The 23,346-nt window shown below is 42.4% G+C and carries 19 protein-coding genes and 1 riboswitch; of the genes, 9 read left to right on the forward strand and 10 right to left on the reverse strand.

The annotated features are described in order from the left end of the window. Positions 1–114: 114 nt before the first annotated feature. Both B2746_RS18595 and B2746_RS18600 read right to left on the reverse strand, forming a co-directional pair. Positions 115–1,269, reverse strand: coding sequence for a FecR family protein (locus tag B2746_RS18595; protein ID WP_290797256.1), 1,155 nt, complete (start codon positions 1,267–1,269; stop codon positions 115–117). Between the two features lie 114 nt (positions 1,270–1,383). After that, the gene (locus tag B2746_RS18600) at positions 1,384–1,977 is read right to left on the reverse strand and encodes an RNA polymerase sigma factor (RefSeq protein ID WP_290797259.1); all 594 of its coding nucleotides are present in this window, start codon (positions 1,975–1,977) and stop codon (positions 1,384–1,386) included. A 126-nt stretch (positions 1,978–2,103) separates the two neighbouring features. On the opposite strand from B2746_RS18600, the gene B2746_RS18605 reads away from it, so the two are divergent. After that, complete coding sequence (locus B2746_RS18605) at positions 2,104–2,502, forward strand: hypothetical protein (RefSeq protein WP_290797261.1); 399 nt, start codon at positions 2,104–2,106, stop codon at positions 2,500–2,502. Between the two features lie 7 nt (positions 2,503–2,509). Here B2746_RS18605 and B2746_RS18610 read toward each other — a convergent pair whose 3' ends face one another. Beyond that, the gene (locus B2746_RS18610; protein ID WP_290797265.1) at positions 2,510–3,931 is read right to left on the reverse strand and encodes a PLP-dependent aminotransferase family protein; all 1,422 of its coding nucleotides are present in this window, start codon (positions 3,929–3,931) and stop codon (positions 2,510–2,512) included. 73 nt (positions 3,932–4,004) lie between these two features. Between B2746_RS18610 and B2746_RS18615 the strand changes: the two genes are divergently transcribed. Continuing rightward, positions 4,005–4,898, forward strand: coding sequence for a DMT family transporter (locus B2746_RS18615; RefSeq protein ID WP_290797268.1), 894 nt, complete (start codon positions 4,005–4,007; stop codon positions 4,896–4,898). Positions 4,899–4,957: 59 nt separating this feature from the next. On the opposite strand, the gene B2746_RS18620 is transcribed toward B2746_RS18615, so the two are convergent. Beyond that, positions 4,958–6,169: an exo-beta-N-acetylmuramidase NamZ family protein gene (locus tag B2746_RS18620; RefSeq protein WP_290797271.1), complete on the reverse strand. Its 1,212-nt coding sequence runs from the start codon at positions 6,167–6,169 to the stop codon at positions 4,958–4,960. Between the two features lie 194 nt (positions 6,170–6,363). Between B2746_RS18620 and B2746_RS18625 the strand changes: the two genes are divergently transcribed. Both B2746_RS18625 and cydB read left to right on the forward strand, forming a co-directional pair. Then, complete coding sequence (locus B2746_RS18625) at positions 6,364–7,746, forward strand: cytochrome ubiquinol oxidase subunit I (protein WP_290797273.1); 1,383 nt, start codon at positions 6,364–6,366, stop codon at positions 7,744–7,746. 10 nt (positions 7,747–7,756) lie between these two features. Continuing rightward, positions 7,757–8,785 carry a cytochrome d ubiquinol oxidase subunit II gene (gene cydB / locus B2746_RS18630; RefSeq protein WP_290797276.1) on the forward strand — a complete coding sequence of 343 codons (1,029 nt, stop codon included), beginning with the start codon at positions 7,757–7,759 and terminating at the stop codon, positions 8,783–8,785. 87 nt (positions 8,786–8,872) lie between these two features. On the opposite strand, the gene B2746_RS18635 is transcribed toward cydB, so the two are convergent. Next, complete coding sequence (locus B2746_RS18635; RefSeq protein ID WP_290797279.1) at positions 8,873–9,829, reverse strand: 3-keto-disaccharide hydrolase; 957 nt, start codon at positions 9,827–9,829, stop codon at positions 8,873–8,875. A 197-nt stretch (positions 9,830–10,026) separates the two neighbouring features. Between B2746_RS18635 and B2746_RS18640 the strand changes: the two genes are divergently transcribed. Both B2746_RS18640 and B2746_RS18645 read left to right on the forward strand, forming a co-directional pair. Continuing rightward, positions 10,027–10,851, forward strand: coding sequence for a hypothetical protein (locus tag B2746_RS18640; RefSeq protein WP_290797280.1), 825 nt, complete (start codon positions 10,027–10,029; stop codon positions 10,849–10,851). A gap of 37 nt (positions 10,852–10,888) precedes the next feature. Then, positions 10,889–11,719: a hypothetical protein gene (locus B2746_RS18645; RefSeq protein WP_290797283.1), complete on the forward strand. Its 831-nt coding sequence runs from the start codon at positions 10,889–10,891 to the stop codon at positions 11,717–11,719. A 16-nt stretch (positions 11,720–11,735) separates the two neighbouring features. Here the strand turns inward: B2746_RS18645 and B2746_RS18650 are convergent, their stop codons facing one another. Then, positions 11,736–12,956 carry a hypothetical protein gene (locus B2746_RS18650; protein ID WP_290797286.1) on the reverse strand — a complete coding sequence of 407 codons (1,221 nt, stop codon included), beginning with the start codon at positions 12,954–12,956 and terminating at the stop codon, positions 11,736–11,738. Between the two features lie 54 nt (positions 12,957–13,010). After that, on the reverse strand, positions 13,011–13,856 hold the full coding sequence (locus tag B2746_RS18655; protein ID WP_290797289.1) for a LytR/AlgR family response regulator transcription factor: 846 nt from the start codon (positions 13,854–13,856) through the stop codon (positions 13,011–13,013). 57 nt (positions 13,857–13,913) lie between these two features. Further along, a riboswitch (cobalamin riboswitch) is annotated at positions 13,914–14,122 on the forward strand. 34 nt (positions 14,123–14,156) lie between these two features. Between B2746_RS18655 and B2746_RS18660 the strand changes: the two genes are divergently transcribed. From B2746_RS18660 to B2746_RS18670, 3 genes are read left to right on the forward strand one after another with little or no spacing between them, the layout of a single operon-like run. Next, the gene (locus B2746_RS18660) at positions 14,157–14,750 is read left to right on the forward strand and encodes a DUF6580 family putative transport protein (RefSeq protein WP_290797293.1); all 594 of its coding nucleotides are present in this window, start codon (positions 14,157–14,159) and stop codon (positions 14,748–14,750) included. 11 nt (positions 14,751–14,761) lie between these two features. Then, positions 14,762–15,415, forward strand: a complete 654-nt coding sequence (locus B2746_RS18665; RefSeq protein WP_290797296.1) for a diphthine--ammonia ligase — start codon at positions 14,762–14,764, stop codon at positions 15,413–15,415. A gap of 5 nt (positions 15,416–15,420) precedes the next feature. Next, the gene (locus B2746_RS18670) at positions 15,421–15,924 is read left to right on the forward strand and encodes a bifunctional adenosylcobinamide kinase/adenosylcobinamide-phosphate guanylyltransferase (protein WP_290797301.1); all 504 of its coding nucleotides are present in this window, start codon (positions 15,421–15,423) and stop codon (positions 15,922–15,924) included. Here the strand turns inward: B2746_RS18670 and B2746_RS18675 are convergent, their stop codons facing one another. From B2746_RS18675 to B2746_RS18685, 3 genes are all read right to left on the reverse strand, one after another. Further along, complete coding sequence (locus B2746_RS18675; RefSeq protein ID WP_290797309.1) at positions 15,925–17,862, reverse strand: family 20 glycosylhydrolase; 1,938 nt, start codon at positions 17,860–17,862, stop codon at positions 15,925–15,927. Further along, the gene (locus tag B2746_RS18680) at positions 17,859–19,286 is read right to left on the reverse strand and encodes a sialate O-acetylesterase (RefSeq protein ID WP_290797312.1); all 1,428 of its coding nucleotides are present in this window, start codon (positions 19,284–19,286) and stop codon (positions 17,859–17,861) included. Before B2746_RS18680 ends, B2746_RS18675 begins: the two co-directional genes overlap by 4 nt. 163 nt (positions 19,287–19,449) lie before the next feature. Then, positions 19,450–23,253 carry a fibronectin type III domain-containing protein gene (locus tag B2746_RS18685; protein ID WP_290797315.1) on the reverse strand — a complete coding sequence of 1,268 codons (3,804 nt, stop codon included), beginning with the start codon at positions 23,251–23,253 and terminating at the stop codon, positions 19,450–19,452. Positions 23,254–23,346: the final 93 nt, after the last annotated feature.

The raw sequence follows: 23,346 nt of genomic DNA on the forward strand, positions 1-23,346 counted from the left end.
CATACTTTTGCTTTGGTTGGGTTAAACAGTAATTACCGGTTTGTATTTAATGGGCAGCCCAATTTCTGCAGGGAGTGGTGCAAACACTTCCTGCTTCTTTTTGACCCCCTTTCGTTATTGCATGACTATTAGTTTTTTTCCATCAAGTTTAAAATGAACACCGCCCGCTTCCAAAATTTTCAACACCTTGTCAATTGAGCTGGCCTTACTTACCAGGCCGGAAAAGGTTTCTTTGTTGAATTCCCCCTGATAGGCAACTTCCACATCATACCAGCGACTGATTTGCCTCATTATGGTTCGAACATCCTTCCCATTAAAGAGAAAAAGTCCATTTTTCCATGCAGTAACCTCCTCCAGATCTGGGGCATCCTGTACAGCAATTGAATTATTTTGTGAAATCCTGGCTTGCTGGCCTGGCCGAAGCAGGGAAAACTGGCTGTTCTTTTCTATTCTGACTGAGCCTTCAACCAGGGTGGTTATTTGCGCGGGTTCATCTGTGTATGAATTGATATTGAAACTGGTACCCAGAACCTGAATAGAGGTTTTTCCTGCATGTACGATGAACGGATGATTGTTATCATGTGCAACTTCAAAATACACTTCACCCATTACTTCAACCCGCCTTAGTTTCTGGTCAAATACTACCGGATATCGAATAGAGGATGCAGCATTCAGCCAAACTTTTGTGCCATCAGGAAGAACTAAACGATATTGCCCTCCCCGAGGCGTTTGCATGGTATTGAAGATCGTTTTCCCTGCTGCATTGATTGAGTTGGCATAGGAAATTTCGCCGTCATTATTTTTTATTATTTGGGAAGCCCCTTGTGTTGCAAGCACTCCATTGGCACTATCATCCAACACCAACTGACTTCCATCTGATAAGATAAGAATAGCTTTCTCTGAACCTGGGAGTATAGTCTTATAATGATCTGAAGAATTGGTTACAAGTTGACCACCTGCGGATTTTTCCGGAATATTCTGAAGAAATATACCACCTAAAGAAAGCAATACGATTACAACTGCCGCTACCCGTACCCATTTTCGCATATACCATTGTAATGGTATTGTTTCTGAAAGCTGATAGGAAGGCAGTGACTTATGAATTTTTTTCCAGGTGCTTTCCAGCAATTCACTAGTGGTTCCAACATTCTCATTCTGTGGGCTGTTCAATTCTTCCTGAATCAGGGCACCCAGGCGATCAGAGTTGGCCTGCTCCCCAAAATAGTGCAGCAGGATGGCAACCTCTTCCGCAGTGCAGTTGTTTTCCAAATAGCGTTTAAAAAGCTCTGATAGCTGTTGCTGATTATTCAATTTCCAGGTATTTCTTACTTATATACGTATTGTAAGAAAGCTTCCTCTGCTCCGGTTGGATTTTTTTTTAAATTAAATGCAGAGATAAACCGTCAACAAGCCAATGGCATAATCCGGATGCCTGAGCAGCCGTTCACGGATTTGCTTGGTGGCTTTTACTATATGATCACTGATAGTGGAGGATGACACATTAAGTAATTGTCCAACTTCATCATATGACCTGCCTTCAATTTTAACCAGATGAAAAACCTGCCTGCGTTGCGGGGGCAAACTTTTAATCAGTGAATGAAGTAGTTCGGCATTTTCTTTTCGATACAATGACTCTTCAATAGAGTCATAAGCCGCTATGGCAGCGTTTTTTATCGAAGCCATCAACTGGCGATCTCGCGCAGCTTTTCTGAAGTAGTCAATGGCCAAATGTTCAGCAATAGTGTTCAAATAGGCGGGGAAAGATTTATCAGGTTCGAGATTTTCCCTTCCGTTCCAGATTTTCAAAAAAACTTCCTGTAATATATCTCCGGTGTATTGCTCAGATTTTGTAATACGCAATAATTTTGATGCTAAACCCGGACTATAATGATGGTATAATTGTTCAAATGCCCATTCACTGCCAGTCGACAATTGACTGACCAGCTCCTTTTCATTATATAAAGAAGTGGTTGGCAAAGCAGTTTGGTTATGTTTTCAAATTCAATGTCTTCCTTTTTTATGAGATCACCAAATGCATACGATTGCACAAAATTAATAATCCTATGCTGCAACGCTGCATTTGGGCGGACTGTCAGTTGTAGCATGAAACATCTATACCTATTACTAATTGCTGTCCTTTTTATGCTCGGCTGTAAAAAAGTAAACAGCAAACATTCCAACCGCAGCTTCATCGGTCGTTGGGAATTAATTCAATATACAGGATTTGGAATACCTAACAACCCGCTCCAAAGAGGAAATGGAAATATCATAGAATTGAATGAAAATGGTGTATACCGTCGTTTTGAAGACGGGGATAAAAAATTTGAAGGCACCTATTCCATCCGCCAGCATACTGCCTGCAGTTATACAGGAAGCTTTTTTAAAACCAATGAAACATCGATTGATCTGGAATCGATTATTTCACTTCAAACGGATACACTATCTATTTTCAGTTCGCCCTGTTTAATGGATGGAGGGGGTGGATTGTACCGGCGCTTATAATCGAACACTAGGAGAATTCGCGCACAGTTCGGCCAAGCAGTTTCAGTTTGCGATCCAGCGCCTCATTCCACAACATTCCATAACTGAGTCGCATACAATGGTTAAACTGATTCTGCAGGCTGAACATTCTTCCGGGAGCAATACTGATGGATTGTTTTAACAACTGATCAAACATAGCAGCGCTGTCAATTTTCTTATCCATTTCAACCCATAAAACAAAACCGCCATCCGGTTTGCTCACTTTTGTATTGTCTGGAAAATAATCGCCAATGGCACGAATGTATTGAAGACTATTCGTGTGCAGGGTCTGGCGAAGTTTTCGCAAATGGTGTTCATATCGCCCTGATTCAAGAAATCGCGCTACTACTTCCTGAGTTATACTGGTGGACGATATCGCATGCAACATTTTAAGACGAAGTAATTTTTCTTTAAAGCGACCCGGTGCCACCCAGCCAACCCGATAACCCGGTGCCAGTGTTTTTGAAACCGATCCGCACCAGAGTACCAGTCCCGCCTTATCGTAGGTTTTACAGGAAGCCGGGCGATGATCTCCGAAATAAACATCCCCATATAAATCATCCTCAATTAATGGAATATTGTTTTTTTCCATCAGTTCAACCAATGCCTTTTTGTTTTCATCGGGCATTAAACTTCCAAGCGGATTATTAAAATTTGCCACCACAAGACAACAGGAAATTTTAGGCAATTCTTTTTTAAGCGCATCCAGCTCAATACCGGTAATCGGATGTGTGGGAATTTCCAGCACTTTTAGTCCCAGACTGCGCGAAAGTTGAAGGATCCCAAAATAAACCGGGCTTTCCACTGCAATGGTATCTCCTGGTTTTGTTACTGCCATAAGAGAAAAAGATAGCGCATTCATGGTGCCCGCTGTTGTAATCAGGTCGCCGGCACCCAATTGAGATCCCCATGCAAATGACCAGCGTGCAATTTGTTGTCGCAGTCGGAGATTTCCCTGAATTTCTTCATACCCGGTACCACTGTCAGGCATTTCACGCATAGCCTGAAGCATAGCTTTGTTCAATTTGGGAATCGGTAATAATTCTTTTGCAGGCGCTCCAAGTGAAAATTGAGTCAGGTCTTTTTTCCCAAGATGGCTATATACCCGGTCGATTAGCTCTGTTACCTGTTCATCACTGGCTGTTTTTTTCGGGCGACTGGTAGCCGGCACGCCCAACCGCATTAATGGGGATCTGCTAACATAAAATCCCGACTGAGGCCTGGATTCAATAAGGGCTTTTCGTTCCAGTTCAAGATAAGCCTGCATAGCCGTGCTCATGCTTACACCCTGCTCGCGGCAGATAGCCCGGATAGAGGGAAGTTTATCTCCTACTTTCCAAACCTCCTCCCTGATTTGTTGCTCGATATTTCCGGCAATTTTCTGGTATAATAATGATTTGCTACTTATCATGTTCAAACTGTACTGGTCAAATTTACCATTTTTGTATCTGTTTTTAAGAACTGTTCTGTTGGAAATTTGCCTTATGAGAGCATATCTGGCATTAGCGATCGTATGTATTGTTTGGGGCACCACCTATATGGCACTTCGTATTGGGGTAGAGAGTTTTCCTCCGTTTTTGTTTTCCGGTATTCGGAATACAGCAGCGGGATTGATTCTGTTAATCATTTTGTTTATTTCAGGCAGACTTCCCCGGCTGGGCATAAAAGAGATCGCTCCACAGTTATTACCGGGAGTTTTAATGGTTGCCATCGGAAATGGATTTGTGGGATGGAGTGAACAGTACATTCCGAGTGGCCTTGCTGCATTAATTGTTTCCATCATGCCGGTTTATGTGGTACTGATCAATTTTGCGACCAGCAGGGAGAAGAAAACACCGTCATGGTCTGTATTGGCGGGATTGACACTCGGATTTATGGGTATTGTTCTCATTTTCCGGGACAACCTGCGGGATTTGGCTAAACCGGGTTATTTATTGGGTATAATTCTGAGTTTTATTGCGGTGCTTTCCTGGGCGGCGGGTACGATTGTAGCGAAGAAACAAAAAACCAGCACGGATGCCTTTACAAATGCATCCCTACAATTGTCGAGTGGGGGACTGGTATTGTTATTCCTGAGTCCGTTTATTGATAATTATGAAGGAGTCTCTGCAATTTCCGCGTCCGGGATCTATGCATTGATTTACTTAATCTTTATTGGTAGCATATTGGCGTACAACTGTTATCTATATGCGTTAAAACATTTGCCGGTAACCACGGTTTCCTTATACACCTATATCAATCCATTCATAGCGTTGTTGCTGGGAGTTTTATTCCTTGGAGAAAGTACCACCTGGATAACCTGGCTTGCATTGGGTTCAACTCTTTGCGGAATATTTTTATTGACGTTTAAACCCGGAAAACGTCAGACACCAGTATAGACTGGTGTCTGACACCTCTCTAACACCCCTCTAACACTGTTCTAACACCTGTCAGACACTTAAGGGTACAACATATACTTCTTCCGCATCTGTTTGTATTGGGATAAGCCCGGTTCCCAGCTTGCCCGGATCTCCGCCTCGGATTTCCCCTCCCTGATCTGCTGCTGGAAAAGATCCGTACCCGCCAGTTTATTGATATCACCCATCTGATTACTCTGGCTGCGATCGAAAAACTTCTCCTTATTTGGATAGGCTCTATATAATTCCATCATCCAGCTAAGATTGATCTTTCCCGATTGCCGCATCAATCCCGCATCATAGTTCATCAAATCAATACCATAACAAACCTGATTCATATGAAGAGGTGTTTCCGACATGCCAGGAATACTTACCGGAGTAAACGCATAACTGTATTTTTCCTTTAAAGCAGGTGCCCCCAATTTGGTAAAAGGCGTCCTCGTACCCCGACCCTGACTTATAATAGTACCCTCAAACAGACAGGTTGCAGGATACAAATCAATACTCTGCTGTGTATTCAAATTCGGTGAAGGAGCTACGGGCAGGGTATAAGGCAAATCATGTGAATAATTCGCCATTTTGATAACCTTCAAACGACAGGGTGGCAATTCACGCAACCAACCCTCCCCATTGATCATTTGAGCAAACTCCGCAATCGTCATACCATGTGAAATCGGAATCGGGAACTGCCCGATTCCCGACTTAAACCGCATATCCAGAATTGGCCCGTCTACCAGATAACCATTCGGATTCGGCCTGTCAAGGATCATCAATTCTTTTTTATGCTCCGAGCAGGCTTCCATCACATCACGCAAAACATTGATATAGGTATAAAACCGGCAACCCACATCCTGAATATCAAAAATCATCAAATCAACATCGGCCAAATCTGCTGCTGATGGTTTCCGCTTGGCACCATACAGCGATATAATCGGCAATCCCGTTTCCCCATCCACCTCATCTTTTACCTTGGCTCCATTACTTGCGTTCCCCCTGAATCCGTGCTCCGGTCCAAACACTTTCACCACCTGCACACCTAATTTCATTAAACTGTCTACCAAATGGCTCTTACCGATAATAGTTGTTGGATTGGCCAGAATTGCAACACGTTTCCCTTTTAAATAGGGCAGGTACTGATCCGTACGTTCGGCCCCTGTTTGAATTGAAGCTGATTTTCTAACGCCGCTGTATAAACGCAAATAAATAAAGAGCGGGAGAGCAACCAAAATAGTAATAATAAGTAGACGTTTCATTTTTCTAAGGTATAAAATATCACTCTTCTGTCCGTATCTTTGCCTGGTCTTTAACACTTCTGGCATGCCGAATGAAATCGATCAACCCGAATCTGGCTGCTTGCTACCACCTGACTTCCGTTATAAGGAAGAACTGAACTTTTATTCTCTTCTGACGCCTCCATTGAATTATTTATCCTCTAATAACTATTTGTATGGATGTTGAAATTCTCTCCCGCATACAATTTGCCTTCACCATTGCATTCCATTATATATACCCTCCGCTTAGCATTGGGCTGGGATTAATTCTTGTAATTATGGAAGGGCTCTACCTGAAAACCGGCCAGAAAATTTATGAAGACATGACCCGGTTCTGGATCCGGATTTTTGCCCTCATATTCGGACTGGGCGTTGCCACTGGCATTATTATGGAATTCGAATTCGGTACCAACTGGGCCACCTATTCAAAATATGTAGGAGATATTTTCGGTAGTGCATTAGCGGCAGAAGGAATTTTTGCATTCGCGCTCGAAAGTGGATTTCTCGGAATCCTTTTATTCGGTTGGAATCGGGTGAGTTCAAAAGTGCATTTCTTCTCAACCATCATGGTTTTTCTGGGATCGATGTTCAGCGCAGTTTGGATCGTTGTTGCCAATAGCTGGCAGCAAACTCCGGCCGGCTATCATATTGTTGGTGAAGGAATGAACGCCAGAGCAGAAATCACTGATTTCTGGGCAATGGTATTTAATCCCTCCAGTATGGAACGCCTGAGCCATGTCTGGATCGGTGCTTTTCTTGCCGGAGCCTTCCTGGTACTAAGTGTCCATGCTTATTATATCAAAAAGAATAAACACCTGGCTATTGCCAAACCGGGCTTTAAAATTGCGCTTGCCGTTGCTACTATTTTCTCCCTCGCTCAATTGTTCACCGGACATAAAAGTGCGGATGGGGTGGCGAAGAATCAACCGGCAAAACTGGCAGCACTCGAAGGTCATTACGATAGCAGTGCTACAGCAGACATGTACCTGATGGGCTGGGTCGATAACAAAACGCAAACTACTACCGGAATCAAAATACCAGGTGGATTAAGCTTTCTGTTACACCAGGATTTTTCAACCCCTGTAACCGGTTTAAATGCATTTAAACCGGAGGATCGTCCCAGTCAGGTAAATGCTGTTTTCCAATTTTATCATATCATGGTAGCCATCGGCATGATGCTGATTGTGCTTACCTGCTATGCCAGCTGGTTATGGTGGAAAGGAACATTATTTGAACATAAATGGTTGATGGGAGTTTTCGTTTGGGCCGTATTACTACCACAAATAGCTAATCAGGCGGGATGGTTTGCGGCTGAAATGGGCCGTCAGCCCTGGGTGGTATACAACTTATTGCGAACATCAGATGCGCTCTCCAAATCAGTTAAAGCGGAACAGGTGCTGGTATCATTGATCATGTTCACCCTCGTTTATGCAACCCTGTTAGTATTGTTTTTATACCTTTTGAATAAAAAAATAAAACACGGACCGGAATCTCAGGCACCCTTAGACGAAAAAGCGGTGGAAGCGAAAAGTATCCGGGAAAACCCAATCATGAACTAATACAATTACCATGTTTCTTGGAATAGATTATACTACCTGGTGGTTTCTTGTTTTTGGAGGAGTTATCAGTGGTTACGCCATACTTGATGGATTTGACCTTGGTGCTGGTGCATTACATCTTTTTTTGAAAAAAGAAGAGAGCCGTCGCATTGCTTTGAATGCCATAGGTCCTGTTTGGGATGGAAATGAGGTTTGGCTGGTTATAGCAGGTGGCGCATTATTTGCCGGTTTTCCAATAGCCTATGCTGCGGTTTTTTCTGCATTTTATCTCCCCGTTATGATATTTCTGATCGGCTTGATCTGGCGGGCTGTGGCAATTGAATTCCGAAGTAAGGAACCAGGTAAAATCTGGCGACTCACCTGGGATATTGTTTACACTTTTGCATGTGTTGTGGTTACACTGTCGCTTGGTTTAATGCTGGGGAATATTGCGCTGGGATTACCTCTTAATGAAGAGAAAGAGTTCACTGGAACAATGCTTTCCTTTTTCAACCTGTTTTCCTTTTTGGTTGCCATGACAACCCTCGCTTTGTTTATGATGCATGGGGCAATTTATCTTGCCATGAAAACAGAAAACCGGTTATATGTGAAGCTTACGGTACTGGCCAAAAACTTTACGATATTCTTTCTGGTTGCTTTTTCGCTGACCACCCTCTACACGCTCTTGTATATTCCTCATCTAAGTGATAAAATTCGCAGTAATCCCCAATATTTTATTTTTCCGGTTATCATGATCCTCGCAATTGCAAGTATACCGCGACAATTAAAAAGAGGTAATTATCGGTTGGCTTTTGTATTTTCTTCTATCACCATTGCCTCCTTATTGGTTGCAGTAGCTGTCGAAGTTTTTCCAAATCTTTTATATGCCAGCAATAATCCGGCTAACAGCATCACCATCCAAAATGCTGCGTCTTCCCGGCAAACAATGAAAACCTTATTGATCATTGCACTAATCGGCACTCCCCTGGTTGCTACCTATACCGCTTTCGTCTTCTGGACCTTCAAAGGAAAGGTAAAACTCGATGAGATGAGTTATTAAAATCAAGAGGTGTCAGACAGGTGTTAGAACTTTGTTCTAACACCTGTCTGACACCTCTCTAACAACGTTCTAACACCTGTCTGACACCTAAAGAGCAGGGGTAATCGTAATATTGCGGAATTCAATCGGACCATGGTCACCCTGGAAATACAAAGGACCTGGTTCACCTTCCTTACTGTCAATGGCACCACCGGTTATTCCCGGAATCTCCTGATAATATACAATCTGCTTACCGTTCAAAAAAACTGTTACATATCGGCCAACCAGCGTAATATCATAACTCTGCCACTCTCCCGCCGGCTTCGCTGCCATCTCTACCGGAGATATAAAACCATAAATCGCACCCAGTAAATCTTTCGCCGGATCCTTTCCATAACTGTCCTCAATCTGAACCTCGTACCTTCCACGCAGATAAACCCCACTATTACTTCCAGTTGGACAACGGAATTCTACATGCAATTTAAAATCTCTAAACTTCTGTGCAGTAGCCAGATTAACACCAGATTTCGGACTCTTCAACACGCCATTTTCCACTACCCACTGGTTATTCGTACCCATTGGCTTCCAGCCATCCAGATTTTTACCATTAAATAAGGCTACCGGCTTCCCCCAAACTGGCGTCTTTGTCGGACGCAAAGCAGGCGCCTTAACCCCGGTAAATGGCCATATCTTTCCATTTGCCTCTACCATTGTTCCCGTTAACTTTCCATCGGCCAAAACTGCTTCAAATTGCTGGTCATTATCCTCCGCTTCCCACTGTGGTGGTAAACTGAAACTCAACTTACCATCAACAAAAAACACCTGTGAAACCGGACGGGCACTTCCACCCATTCCTACAAAATGTCCAACCAGCCGCTTATGGCCCGAATGATTGATCTCCAGCCAGGATGGTTTCGGTACCCCATTTTCTATTACCGTCAAATCCCAGCGACCCTCAATCTGAGGAGCAGCCGATTTTACTGTTATATGATCCTGGGCAGATGCAGCAATGCCTGTTGCAACCAGCCATCCCATAACACTCACATACTGAACAAATTTTTTCATTTTCGATCGATCTTGTTGGTTCACAATTAAATGAGCTACAAATTAAGCCTTTTACCGCTTTTACCATGAGCAACTCACAGACCCCTCACTGCTCAACCTGCCCATTTTTCATTTAAACCATTCAATCCGGCATTTCAAACCACCACAGCAACAGTCTGCACTTATCACCTGTCAAGGGTTCAAACCAGCATTTTCTCATGAAAAAAACAACCCTAATCAGCTTTATTTCAGGTCTGGTTATATTCCTAAGCTGCCAAAAACAGCACCCAACCCAGCCATACCCCCAACCGGATAAAACCAGCCAGGATAAGCTTTTGCGCTCCATTAACTGGGAAAATGGAATGATTACCAATTTTGAATACCACCCGGACAGCTCCCTTCAATTACGAAAAGATGTTACAAATTCCAGTAATCAATCGATCCATTTTATCTGGAAGGACGGTCGGATGATCGAACATTTCAACGAAATAGATATCGCAACCAATGAATACATTTATAACCCGGCAAATCAAATAACGAAAATCATTCACCGGCTAAAAAACAACAATCCAAACAGAACGGAGCTTGAATTTGACTACCTGCCATCGGGACATGTAGATGAATTACACTATTTTGAATTATATGAAGGAGTCAAATCCTTAACTGGCCGATCAAAGTACCTGTATGATGCCAATCAGGATTTATATCAAATAGAGAATTTTGACCAGGATGGGAACCTGCGACTGATCTACCAGATTGAATCGTATTCCCCTCCCTGCAAGCTGCTTCCATGGGTATTTATCTATCCGGGTATCCAAATTAATTTTTCTCTTTATAATTATCCTGTTCTTCAAAAGATGAATAGGTTCCCGGCTTATATCCGACAAACCGGATACGATTTAAATGGAACTATTACCAGCCAGTTTATGCTGGAAAACATTCTCACACTGGATAGTTCTACAGTAAAATCACTGGAAATAAAAACCACTTATCCGGATTCACCACAAAGCAATAGTTCAATATCAGCAGAATTCTCCTACTAACCAGTAGGCCTTTATCCTTAATGTTTATAAGTCTATTATGAAAAAAAATAAAATCAGCTTTGCTCTTTTAACAATTGCAGCCCTTTTAAGTCTGTTAAATCTTTCCTGTAAGCGCGATGAACCAGATGAACCTGTATTTCCAACAAGACAACAATACCTCCTCAAATCAATTCAATGGGAGGAAGGAACGAAATCTGATTTTTCTTACAATCCAGACAGCACCATTAAAGAAAGATCAGACAGGTCCGGCCAAAGAAGGGAACTAACCAGCTTCGTCTGGGAAAACGGCCGAATGGTACAACATGCTCAGGAATCTTCTTTATATACCAATAGTTATAATTATTCAACAAGCGGACAAATTTCAGGTATTCGGAACCGTTATAAAGACATTCCATTAACCAATGGTTATGAACTTAAATTCCAATACCAGTCAAACGGACTTCTGGCAAAAATGCAATATAACCAGATCAATGAAGCAGGGGAAACACTTATTCAGGAAGCCATTTATCAATACAATAACAAAGAGCTGATAAAAATTCAGGGATTTGACAAACTTGGGCGTTTAAAGCTTGAAAATAGTATTGAATCCTATTCCGATTCCTGCGACTTTCTACCATGGGTTTTCATTTCCACAAGCCTATCGCCGCTCTATCAAATCTATAATTACCCGGTTCTGTCAAATATGAAAAAACTCCCGACACGCATCGTTCAAAAGCTTTATGACAATGATGGAATAGTATCCTCTACTTATATTTATATTAATCAGCCAGTTATTGATGGATATGCAATTAAAGAGTTGAAACAGGAGGTTTTACATCCCGATAACCCAACGTATAATTCTGCCAATACAGGAACATTTTTATATTAACTCATTTAGAATGTATTTACTGGTGTGCAGGCTCAGGAAGCTCAAAATAATCTCCTCTTGTTTTATCCAACAAATCTGATATGAGTTCAAAATTCATTGTACCGGGTTGGAGGTTAATAAACTTAGCAACAATTCTGCGATGCCGGTACAAAATCAGGGTAGATTCCAAACTGGCATCAATCTTATTCAGTTTCATTTCCGTTTCAAAATCATCAACTGATGGAACAAACGTAAGTGCAACTCTTTTTATTCCCAATTCCTCACCAAGTTTCACCAATTCCTTTTCTCTGTTTTTTTTCGAATACCCCTGCTCATTAGCATATACAAAATATCCTTTCAGATACTGTTGCCGGGATGTTGATTCCTTTTCCATAAATACAAGCCATTGGCGGATGGCAGCCCAATCAGGCCGGTTACCCACAAACAATATCAACCCATGATATCGCCCATACTTACAAACCGGACATGCCCTGCTGCCCCTATCCGGTCCATATGCATGATAAGGTATAAAAGATGGCTGGTCTTCACCTATCGACAATCCCGATACAACTGCGTTCGTCATTTTTTTCGGATAATTCGGGATATTTAATCCCAGTATGATATCGTGTACTGCCACCTGTACTTTTCCATCCAGCAATACTCGCAACACTCCACTGCCTCCCCTGTTTTCCATGGGATATTTTTTTGTATGTGGGATCAAAAGAGGGTCATCATCAAATACCAGATCATCCACATAATAGGGCAACTTACTGCCCGGTTCAAGAATAAATAAATGTATATGAGCAGGTAATTGATCATTGGGATAGGCAGCCGGACGATTGGTATAAATAGAATATCTGCCCTTTTCGTCGGATTTTACCCAGCCACGGATTCGCCCATGTTGTTGGGCATCTGCAGGCAGACCCGGCCCCCTGGAATAAAGGCCCTGTTCATCCGTCTGCCAATAATAAATAAGAACACCGGATGCCGGATCTACCCCGTTGAGTTCAAATACAGTTCCTGTAATCAGTAATGGTTGTTTTGCGTTGCGCCATCCCTCACTGGTATCCACCGAATTTATCTGTTCAGGCATTCCTGCAAAAAATAATTCACATCCTTCGCAATTTCCACCCACCTGCCCATTTGCCGTTACAGGTTCGCCTGTTGATTGCCCCTTACAGGAGAAAGTTGTGGCCAGTATAACAGGACCAAATAGTAATACAAAAAGTAAAAAGCGGCATTGAGTTATAGTCATCATAGTTTACCAATTTTCAGCAAACTACTCCCTCACGGGTTCGTTTTCCAAACAGAATCAGGTATCCTGTGTGGAAATTAGGCTATCCTGAGTACCAGTGCCATAAGCCTTCCGAAAAGCTGTCACATAATTTCGGCTCAGTCGCACCACTGCAGTATTCATCAGGGTCAGATCATAATCTCCATTCTGTCGGGATGTATAAAATCGTATCGCTTTCAGATTAACAATAAAGGATTTATGTACGCGGATAAACTGAGCAGGATCCAATTGTTCTTCTATACTTTTAAGAGTTCCCTTATGAAGGTATTTTTTCTGGTCAAGATAAATTTGAATATAGGGTGAACTCGCTTCCATATACAAAATCTCCTGCACCGGAACAGGAATTTTTCTGGCTCCATCCGTAAGCAGGAGGTGTGAAATTTGGGCGGATGACAACATAGTCTTTGGTGCCTCCTTAAAATCCACCATCGGTTTCCTCCGCCTGCTCCAAATTACCGGAATACTGTATACTGCCAATAATACATAGAGATATTCTGTAATGGTGAACCAAAGCGTCTGCCTTATTTCGAATTGATGTTCATAAAACAACCCGGATACCATCCAGATTAAAACGGAAAATAAAATCAAATGAAGAAAAACCGGTCCAGTGACTCCAAGCAAAATTTTCAACAGGTTATTCCTTTTCAACCCAACCAATACCTGCAATTGAAGAACCAACAAAGGAATGAATAAGATCCAAAAGCTGCTGAATAAAACGGACTCCGCAGGATAATAGGCACCACCCTGAAAAACAGTGCCAAGATAATCCTGAACCAGTGTTAAAAGTAGAAGTATGCCGGAAAAAACAAATAACCACTTTATGTTGATAAGGCCTTTTATGGATATGTTATTTAGTGAGATCATGGCTTAGTTTCTATTTTGAAAATTACGAAGAAATGATGGGCCTCTCTGAAATCACCCTATATTTGAGATGTAATTGGTTCAGCCTGCTACCAACAGGCTGATTAAAAGGGAACCCGGTGTAAATCCGGGACTATCCCCGTAGCTGTAAGCTTCCAGCCAATTGTTCAGTCCTGCAGCCACTGTCCGCCATAGCTCTAGCGAAGGCAGATGGGAAGGCCCTGAACAAGGAAGCAAGTCAGAAGACCTGCCAGTTCAATTTTAGTAACCGACTTTCGGGTGAAAAGTCAAAAACAAACAGTTATGTCAACACCAAAAAAACAGCCTTCATTTGCCTTTTTGCTTTTGCTCATTTCCGTTGTTGCACTGATGCGCTTACCGATGGAAGCAACAAAATCCGCTCTCGCTAATTTCACTCCTGTGGGAGCCATGGCATTATTTGCCGGATCCTATTTCAAACCCTGGTGGAAAGCCTATTTATTTCCCCTGCTGATTGTATTCATCGGCGATCTCCTGATCAATATGCTAATTTATAAAGGTCAATATGGCCTGATGTATCAAGGATGGTACTGGATATACTGTATTTATATTGTAATTACTTTAATCGGACAATACTTTCTTTCCAAACCCGGCATTTCAAAAATTGCCATGAGCAGCATCGGATCATCCCTGTTGTTCTGGATGGTTGCTGACTTCCTTGTGTGGGCAGGTGGAGGCACCGATCTTCGTACGATGCAACCACTTAGCCGTGATCTGTCCGGACTTTTACAATGTTACTGGCAGGGATTTCCCTATGCATTCAACTTTCTTTTAGGCACCAGCGTTTATGCCTGCCTGTTATTTGGGATCAGTCACCTGGCATTCAGGCAATCCAACACCGTTCAAACCATTCATTAATTCAAAACCTGATGCATTCAATGAATTGTCTCAGCAGCTGGAGCGGAGGCAAGGACAGTGCTTTTGCACTTTTCCTTTCAATTTCAGGTGGCTATGCTCCAAAGGCCCTGCTAAATATGATGAATGAAAATGGCCGCGTCAGCCGCAGCCACGGTCTGCCTCTCGGTATTCTTAAACAACAGGCAGATGCACTTTCTATACCGCTACATGCGGTTCCAAGTACCTGGAATGCGTATGAAGCCAACTTCATAAAATCGCTCCAATATTTAAAAGCAGAATATGCTATTTCGCAGGTAATTTTTGGTGATATTGATCTGGAACCACATCGCGAATGGGAAGAAAAAGTATGTCAGCAAGCCGGTTTACAGGCACAACTTCCCCTATGGCAACGGAATCGTAAGGAATTGGTAATGGAAATGCTGGCGGCAGGATTTGAAACAATGATAGTCAGCTGTCAATCTTCCATGGGACCAACCTGGCTCGGAAGAATACTCAACTCGGATCTGGTAGAGGAATTGGAAGCAATTGGTATAGATGCATGCGGAGAAAACGGAGAATTTCATACACTGGTTACCTTTTGTCCACTCTTCAAAAAACGCATACAACCCCAGATAAGCGGGAAAACCATTCACCAGGATTATTGTTTTCTTGAATTTAAAAGCTAAGCTGCATGATCATCCTGATTACCGGAGGCACCCGAAGTGGTAAATCTTCCTATGCGCAGGAAAGAGCACTTCGTATTGAAGCAAATCCGGTTTATTTGGCAACGGCAAGAAAATGGGATGATGAATTCAACCAACGGATAAAAACTCACCAGGCAGATCGGGACAATCGCTGGCATAACCGCGAAGAAGAATTATTCCCATCCAGTGTGCAATTACCAACCAATACCTGTGTAATCGACTGCGTGACACTATGGTTAACAAATATCTTCCTCGGTAAGCAGCAGGACATAAACAAATCCTTAATCGATTTTAAAACTGAAGCAGACAACCTGGCTAATAGTAATTCTACCTATTTAATTGTTACTAATGAAATTGGTATGGGGCTTCACGCAGATACAGAAATGGGTAGAAAATTTGCCGATCTTCAGGGATGGGCAAACCAATACCTCGCAAAAAAAGCAATAGAGGTTGTGTTGATGGTAAGTGGAATTCCGGTTCGAATCAAATAACTAATCCAGCACCATAAAACTAAACATCCATTTTACCGGATTCTGCCAATCCGTTCCTTTGAACGAACCCACCGGCAATTTAATGAGCACATCATTCCAACCTTTTTTAAAATAGATAGGGCTCGGCTGACGATAATAATAATCCTCATCTGTAAGGGGCGTTTCGGCCGAAACAGATTTGCCGGCTCTTTTCCAATGAGGTGGTTCAATAATTTTGTGGTTAATCCAGATCTTTGATCCCCGTTCATCCCAGGCTCCAATGGCAGGAGCCCTGGTATTCATCGAACGTGAATAATTAGAAAAGCCGATCCAGCAGTTTCGATACCCTGCGTTGCTTGCATAAATACGGGAAGCGGCATACCAGGTAGTGTTTTCCATAGGTACTTTGATGTGGCCGGTAATAACCGGAGCCCACCAATGTCGAAGTATAATTGTTCCACCAACTGCTTCTACTGAAGGTTTCGGATTACTGTTTATAAATCCGGTGGATTCCGGTTCAAAACCACGACCGATTTCACCTTCATTCGTATATGGTCCAAAAAGTTTCCATTGATAGCCCGATTGTGCCCAATAAGGAAAAACATCTCTGGAGAAATATTTTCCTTTATGCGCCATCAGTCTTTTCTCAAAATTTTCAAATGCGTTGAACTCATCTGAAGCTTTTGCCCCAATAACTGTTGTCCATTTTTCCAATCCCCCTCCTCTCCAGCTTCTCTCTGCAAATGCTAACATAGCAGGATAAACTCCATTTAATAATAGATGGTAGTTTTCGTTGACCAGGCGACGATCGTTCCATACACAGATAATTCCGCCCAACATAGTGCCATCTGCTGAAATCCGGTCGCCAATCTGTCGATGAAAAATGGTAACCACAGCTTCATGTGGATCCATATGATTTAAATAAAGATGCCGGGAATCAAGGTATTGTTTCCCTTTCTCTATTGGCGCATCGGTCATCCACAACTGATGAATGGTGGATGTTGGAATATTACCACCCGGACTCCAGCCCAGATGCTGAATTCCCAATGAATCCAGAAAACGGGTGATTTCCGGCAGGAATTTAGTATGGGTAATTTTAACTTCATCACCACCAATATGCAGGTAATTGGGTGAATAGGTTTTTGCAACACTTCCCAATATTTTTTTAACCAATTCTGTCCCTTTTTCACTCTGCATGGAGACCCCTGTTGCCCGCTCAAATGCTGCACTGTGTCCGGGCATATCAATTTCCATAACAAACCGGATATATCGGGCTTCACAATACCGCATTAGTTCCTTTATTTCTGCGATCGAATAATACATGCCAACATCGCGCAGCATGGTGGAATCTGCAGTCAGTTCCGGAAACCCTTCCACCTCCAATCGCCAGGCAATATCTTCCGTTACATGAAAATGAAATGTGTTCAGTTTGTATTGTGCCATGCGATCTATCTGCGCCTTCAGCAATTCTATTGATTGGTAATTTCGTCCCACATCCACCATATAACCTCTCCAGGAAAAGGCAGGCTGATCAAAAATTTCAGCCGCCTGGAAGCTTAGATCAGTGTTCATTAACTGTTTCAGCGTTTGTATTCCATAATAAATTCCTGTGTCTGCAACTGAAGTCAGTTTAATGCCCTGAACAGAAACAGATAATTGATACCCCTCCGTTGAATTAACTTTATTAACCTGTTGCTGCTTTTGAAGTTGAATTGAAAGGCCGTTAGTTGGTTTTCCAATTTGTATAGCGGGATTAGCACCCAACCCCTTCATATGCTCTTTTAACTGATTGGCAAGTTGCAATAGGCTGGTATCCTGAATCTGAATGGACCGGATGCTTTTGATTAGCAGTTTTCCCTCTTTCCATTGTATTTCTGAAGGCATTGGAAGCAAAGAAGGTTGCTGGGCTCCAACTGTAGTTGCAATTAATAATATTGAAAACAAAAACACTGGTTTCATTGCATTCTGATTTGTTTTTTAAATGTAGAAGCAGGCAGACCGGCTTTATTTATGAGATTTCCGGTTGAATAGGGTGCCCATCCATAATAAACAGCTGTAGGTAATTGGCTAAAATTCATTATAACTTTTTTCTTTCGAAGAATAGCCGGACTTTCTGTTTTTCCATCTAAGGAAAAGCCTCGCAGATTTAATCCGTCGCTCGCTTGCAGACGACCGGCAGTATAATCAAACCGTATAATCAACTTCTTTCCCCTAATACAGACTGAATGCAACAACGGACCCGATGCAACAATTGATTTTTTCCCATAGAGCTGATTCAGAGCCCACGCAGACAGTCGTTTACCAACTGCTCTTTTGTTTCGCGGATGAACATCTCTGGGATTTCCGATATCACTTGTAACAGCCATTCCGCTGTATGGAATGGAATCAAGCAACTCCCGCTGCAGGTTTCTGAAAACAGGCCAATATCTTGCTGCATAATTCAATGTGTCTATGGAGGATAATTGTACCCAGTAAAATGGCAATTTGGAATTCTTCCAGCAATCTCTATAATTCTTCACCAGCAACTGCATCAGTGACCCATACTCGAAAACACGATTTTCTTCAAGTGAATTGCTTTCGCCCTGGTAAAATAAAACTCCGGCGATAGGTAATTTTGAAAACCGTGGAATGGCCGCTTCAAAAGCAAATCCTGGTTTATAAGCATGGTTTGGACCGAAATTTTCAGAACTTGGAGAAGATAGCCGTTTTTCCAGATTCTGTCGACCTCTTTCCCTGATCCATTCTGGTAATGCAGGATTATACAACCAATTCCCTTCCAGTTTTTGTTTAAAATCCGGATGAGATGCAATGGCCGCTTTATCTATAAACGTTTCAATTGGAGCACCTCCGACTGCCAAATTTATAATTCCAATGGGTACCCCTGTGTTTGTAACTATTTCTTTTGCAAAATAATAGGCGATGGCAGACATATCCTGTACAGTTTGATCTGTACAAACCATCCATGAACCGGAATAAAAGGAGTCAACCTGCAATCGCATTAAAATAGAGTCCGTATAGGGAACCCCATAAATATACTTACCTGCAAAGCTGGTATTATATAACCGAATCAGGGGTTGATTCGTAGTTGCTTTTTCATCTTTCGCAAATTCGTCCCGTGAAAAGGCCCATTCCATATTGGATTGTCCGGTGCATAACCACACATCACCAATTAGAATATTCTGTCGGGAAATCATTTCATTACCAGATTGTAGTATTATTTTTTGAGGTTTGGTATTCACATTCAATGCTGGTAAAACAAGTCTCCAGGTGGAGTCTTCCTGTACCTTTGTTTCGATTTTAACATTCCCAAATTCAAGCAGTATCTCTGCTTTCGGATTACCCTTTCCCCATACAGGATTTGGTTTGCTCCTTTGCAATATCATATGATCAGCGAAACAATCAGCTAGCTGAAGCTGGGCAGTTACAGAACCTGACAAGCAGAAAAAGAAGAAAAAAAGCCAGTAATTCATTTTTTAAAAATATGTATTATGTAATACATATTAAAATGAAAATAAAAACCGGGATCTAGTCCCGGTTTTGCGCCAACTATTCAAACAGCACCGGCATACTGACCTGGCGTCCTGTGCTTGTACTCACAGTCAGGTAATAGATGCCGGGAACCCAAGAATACCGTGGAATTTGCAGCGATTGGGAATTAATCTTACCTGAGTATACTACAACTCCGCTAACATTTACAAGTTGCAGAGATGCGCCAAGATATAGCTCAGCCACCCAGATTCGCAATAGCTGCCTAACCGGATTTTGTAAAATGCGAATCGACTTTTCCTCCTTCGAGCGAATCATCAACACCGAAGAATAACTGAACTTACCATCCTCATCCACCTGTTTTATCCGGTACCAGGTGGTTGGCTGTGCAATGGGACCTGTCCAGTTGTAGCTATTTAAACCATTACCCTGCCTTCCTGCATTTACAATGCCAGCCCTTTGATAATGGTGGCCATTGGCACTCCATTCAACCTCAAAATGGCTGTTCGAAACTTCCAAACTTGTTTTCCACTGCAATTGCACCTGCCCCATTTCTATTCTACCAGTAAAATCAACCCAGGTTACCGGTAAAATGGAATTGGCAGGTAAGAGTAAGCTCGCTGTAGAATTGGTTTGATACAATGTATTGGTACTGCCAAACTGATTATACTCTATAATCTGAAAATGGTAATCTTTTGTACCATCCAGATTTGTTAATACCACTTCATTTTCAGTACCTGCATATAATATAAAGTTTCCATTCCCCAGAGAAGGGCCTGAACCAAATGCCGGATTGCCTAAATAGGTTTGACCATTCACCGGAAATGCATTTACAGGAATATCCTGCTTCCCGATTACAACCCTTCTTTGCCCATTTCCATTGGTCCAATGCAGGCGGATGGAACTATTTGATAAAACAGACCAGGCCGGATTACTCGCCGGAATAGCCGGAGCCCCGGTTGTAGTAAAACTGGCCGAAGGAGCAGCTGTAGTTAAATACACTGGCGCGCTTGTTCCATTCAATTCAAACACCGAAACATAATACTGAACTCCTTCTTCCAGTCCGGTGATAGAAACAGCATTTCCAGCACCCTGAAATACACCAAATTGATCCGGACTAACTGCTCTTTGCCCATAGACCGAACTTACCAGATAAGTGGTATAATCCACCGGTACAAAACCGACCGGTTCATTCGCACGAACCACCACCAGACTTCTGGCTCCATTTCCAGATGTCCAGTTAACTGTTGCAGAACTTGCACTTATATTACTAAACAGAATATTTTGCGCCGGTTGTTCTGGTCGGGGTAGGGTTTGAAAATTCCCGGTACCAAATGTGCTTGTCAAATAGGCAATGGTTGCTCCTGTTCCCGTATATTCAAATACAGCAAAATGATAGCTTTTCCCAGGTTCCAGACCTTCCACCTGAACGGAATTTGAGGTGCCATCATAAACTATAAATTCATTGGATACAACTTCATCTCCCTGCCCAAAAATTGCATTGTGCAAATAGGAAACTGCATCTGTTGGCAGAAAAGTTACCTCAGTATTCTCTTTCGCAACAACCATACGCCGGTTGCCATTTCCTGAATTCCAACTAAGCTGAACCGAATTTGGCTCCACTTGTGTGAACTGAAGATTGGAGCTGGGAATTGTAGGTCTGCCTGAAGTGGCTCCGGAAACAACAGCAGGATCTGTGAGTTTATATACTGGTGCCAGGTTACCATTCGACTCAAAAACAGCAAAATGATAGAGTGTTCCGGAACTAAGCCCATTGATGGTAATATTCGTGGAGCTTCCATTATAAACGACATAATTTCCATTTCCCAGATCAGTACCCGTTGCCGGATTATTAGATGAACTATAATAAATCAAATCAACCGGTACAGCATCAACCGGACTTCCTGCTTTTATTACCATCACCCTTCTGGAACCATTTCCATTTGTCCATTGAAGGGAAATTGCATTATTTGTTTCGGCTGAAACCTGCAAATTTGAAGTGGAAACAGTCGGACTACCAACAGTTGATCTGTTGCCACTTAAGAAAGAGCTAAGCAGGTATTGCCGATTCGAACCACTGCCCGAGTATTCAAATACAGAGAAATAATAGTTGTTAGCAGGCAACAAATTTTGAATATCAACTGAATTTGCAGAACCACTATACAAAACAAATTGTCCAGGTGCGATCTCATCCCCCTGACCAAAATTTTGATTGGCGGAATAGATCACACCGTCGGCCGGTTGTGCCGTTACTGCAGAACCTGTTCTTGCAAGGATGATACGACCTGCCCCATCACCTCTGTTGAAGGAAATCCGCATACTATTCCCTTCTATGGAGGTAAATGTTAAATTGCTTGCAGGTATTGTTGGTCTGGATGAGGTTGCTGCACTAGCCCTTGCCGGATTATTAGTTTGATAAACGGGACCATTTAATCCATTCGATTCAAATAAGGCAAAATGATATTCACCACCCTGCTGTAATCCGGTAATAGTAGCAGTACTTCCATTAGACCAATATAAAACATAGTTATCTGTCTGAATTAATGCCCCATTTCCATAAGTGGTGGAAGAACTATATGTTCGATACTCCTCGGGAAACACGGTTATCGGAGCTCCAAGCCTTCCTATCAACAATCGCCGCGAGCCATTGCCATTTGCCCAGCTCAGTTGAATAGAATTTGCAGTTACTGTATTAACCGTCAGATTGCTTGCCTGAACGGAAGGAACTGCAACTGTAGTTCCTACAACCACCGGATAGGTGGCGGTAAGATACTGTGGTTGTCCGGCCTGATTTAAATCATATTCAAACAACGCATAGTGATAGTTTGAATTTGCCTCCAGATTCAACACATCTGTCTGATTGCCTGTTCCCTTATAGAGAACAAATTCCCCAGGCAATAGTTCCATGCCCTGCCCGAATTGAGTATTAGCTGTATAAGAAACCAGGTCTTGTGGCAATCCTGCTACCGGTTCATTTTTTCTGGCTACTAAAATTCGTTCGCGGCCCGAACCTATCGTCCATGTTAACCGCATCCGGTTTCCATCTGTAGATGTTACCTGCAAATTAGTGGCAGGCGAAGTTGGTCGGTCAGCGGTTGTAATTGATCCAATTGCTGTAGTTGGACTTAGAAACACCGGTTGAGAATTCCCGTTATATTCGAAAATTGCAAAATAATAGGTCGAACCGGTTCTTAGGTTGGAAACATCAACAAAGCTGGTGTTGCTTTTATAAACAACATATTGACCAGTACCAATTTCTGTTCCGGATCCAAAAGTGGAACTTGCTGAATAACTTATTAAATCGGTGGGTATCGAATTTACCGGTGCGCCCTCTCTGGCTACCACCATCCTTCCTCTTCCACTGCCATTCGTCCAGGATAGTCGGACTCTGTTTCCCGAAACATTCGAAAAAACCAACTGCGACGCCTGCGTTGCCGGAGGAGATGCGGATCTGGTACTTGTTGCAAGAAATGAACTAACCAGATATGCCGGAATGCCTGAAACAAGATTGTATTCGAAAACTGCAAAATGATAATCTGTAGAAGGTTCGAGATTTCTAACAGTAATTGAGGCTCCTGTATTTGCATAAACTATAAACTCTCCGGTAGCCAGCTCAAACCCCTGACCAAACTGATCACTGGCCAGATAACTTATTCCATTCTGAGGGATTGCTGTAACCGGACTTCCTTTTTTTGCCACAACCAATCGGCGGGTACCATTACCATTTGTAACACTGAACGTAAGGTAGGATCCTTCTTTCTGATTTTCGTTAAAAATCGGATTGCTCGAAGGATTGGTCGGAGCCTGACTATAACAGGAAAAATAACTTAGAAAACTGTAGAGAATAAGTAAAAAATACTTCATGGATCGGTTTAAATAATTGACAAATTGAATGGACAATATTGACAACCAACAAACCCGAAACGTTCCACAGTTTAGCTGCCGAAACCGACAGTT

The organism is Flavihumibacter sp. UBA7668 (genome assembly GCF_002483205.1).
Classification (GTDB): domain Bacteria; phylum Bacteroidota; class Bacteroidia; order Chitinophagales; family Chitinophagaceae; genus Flavihumibacter.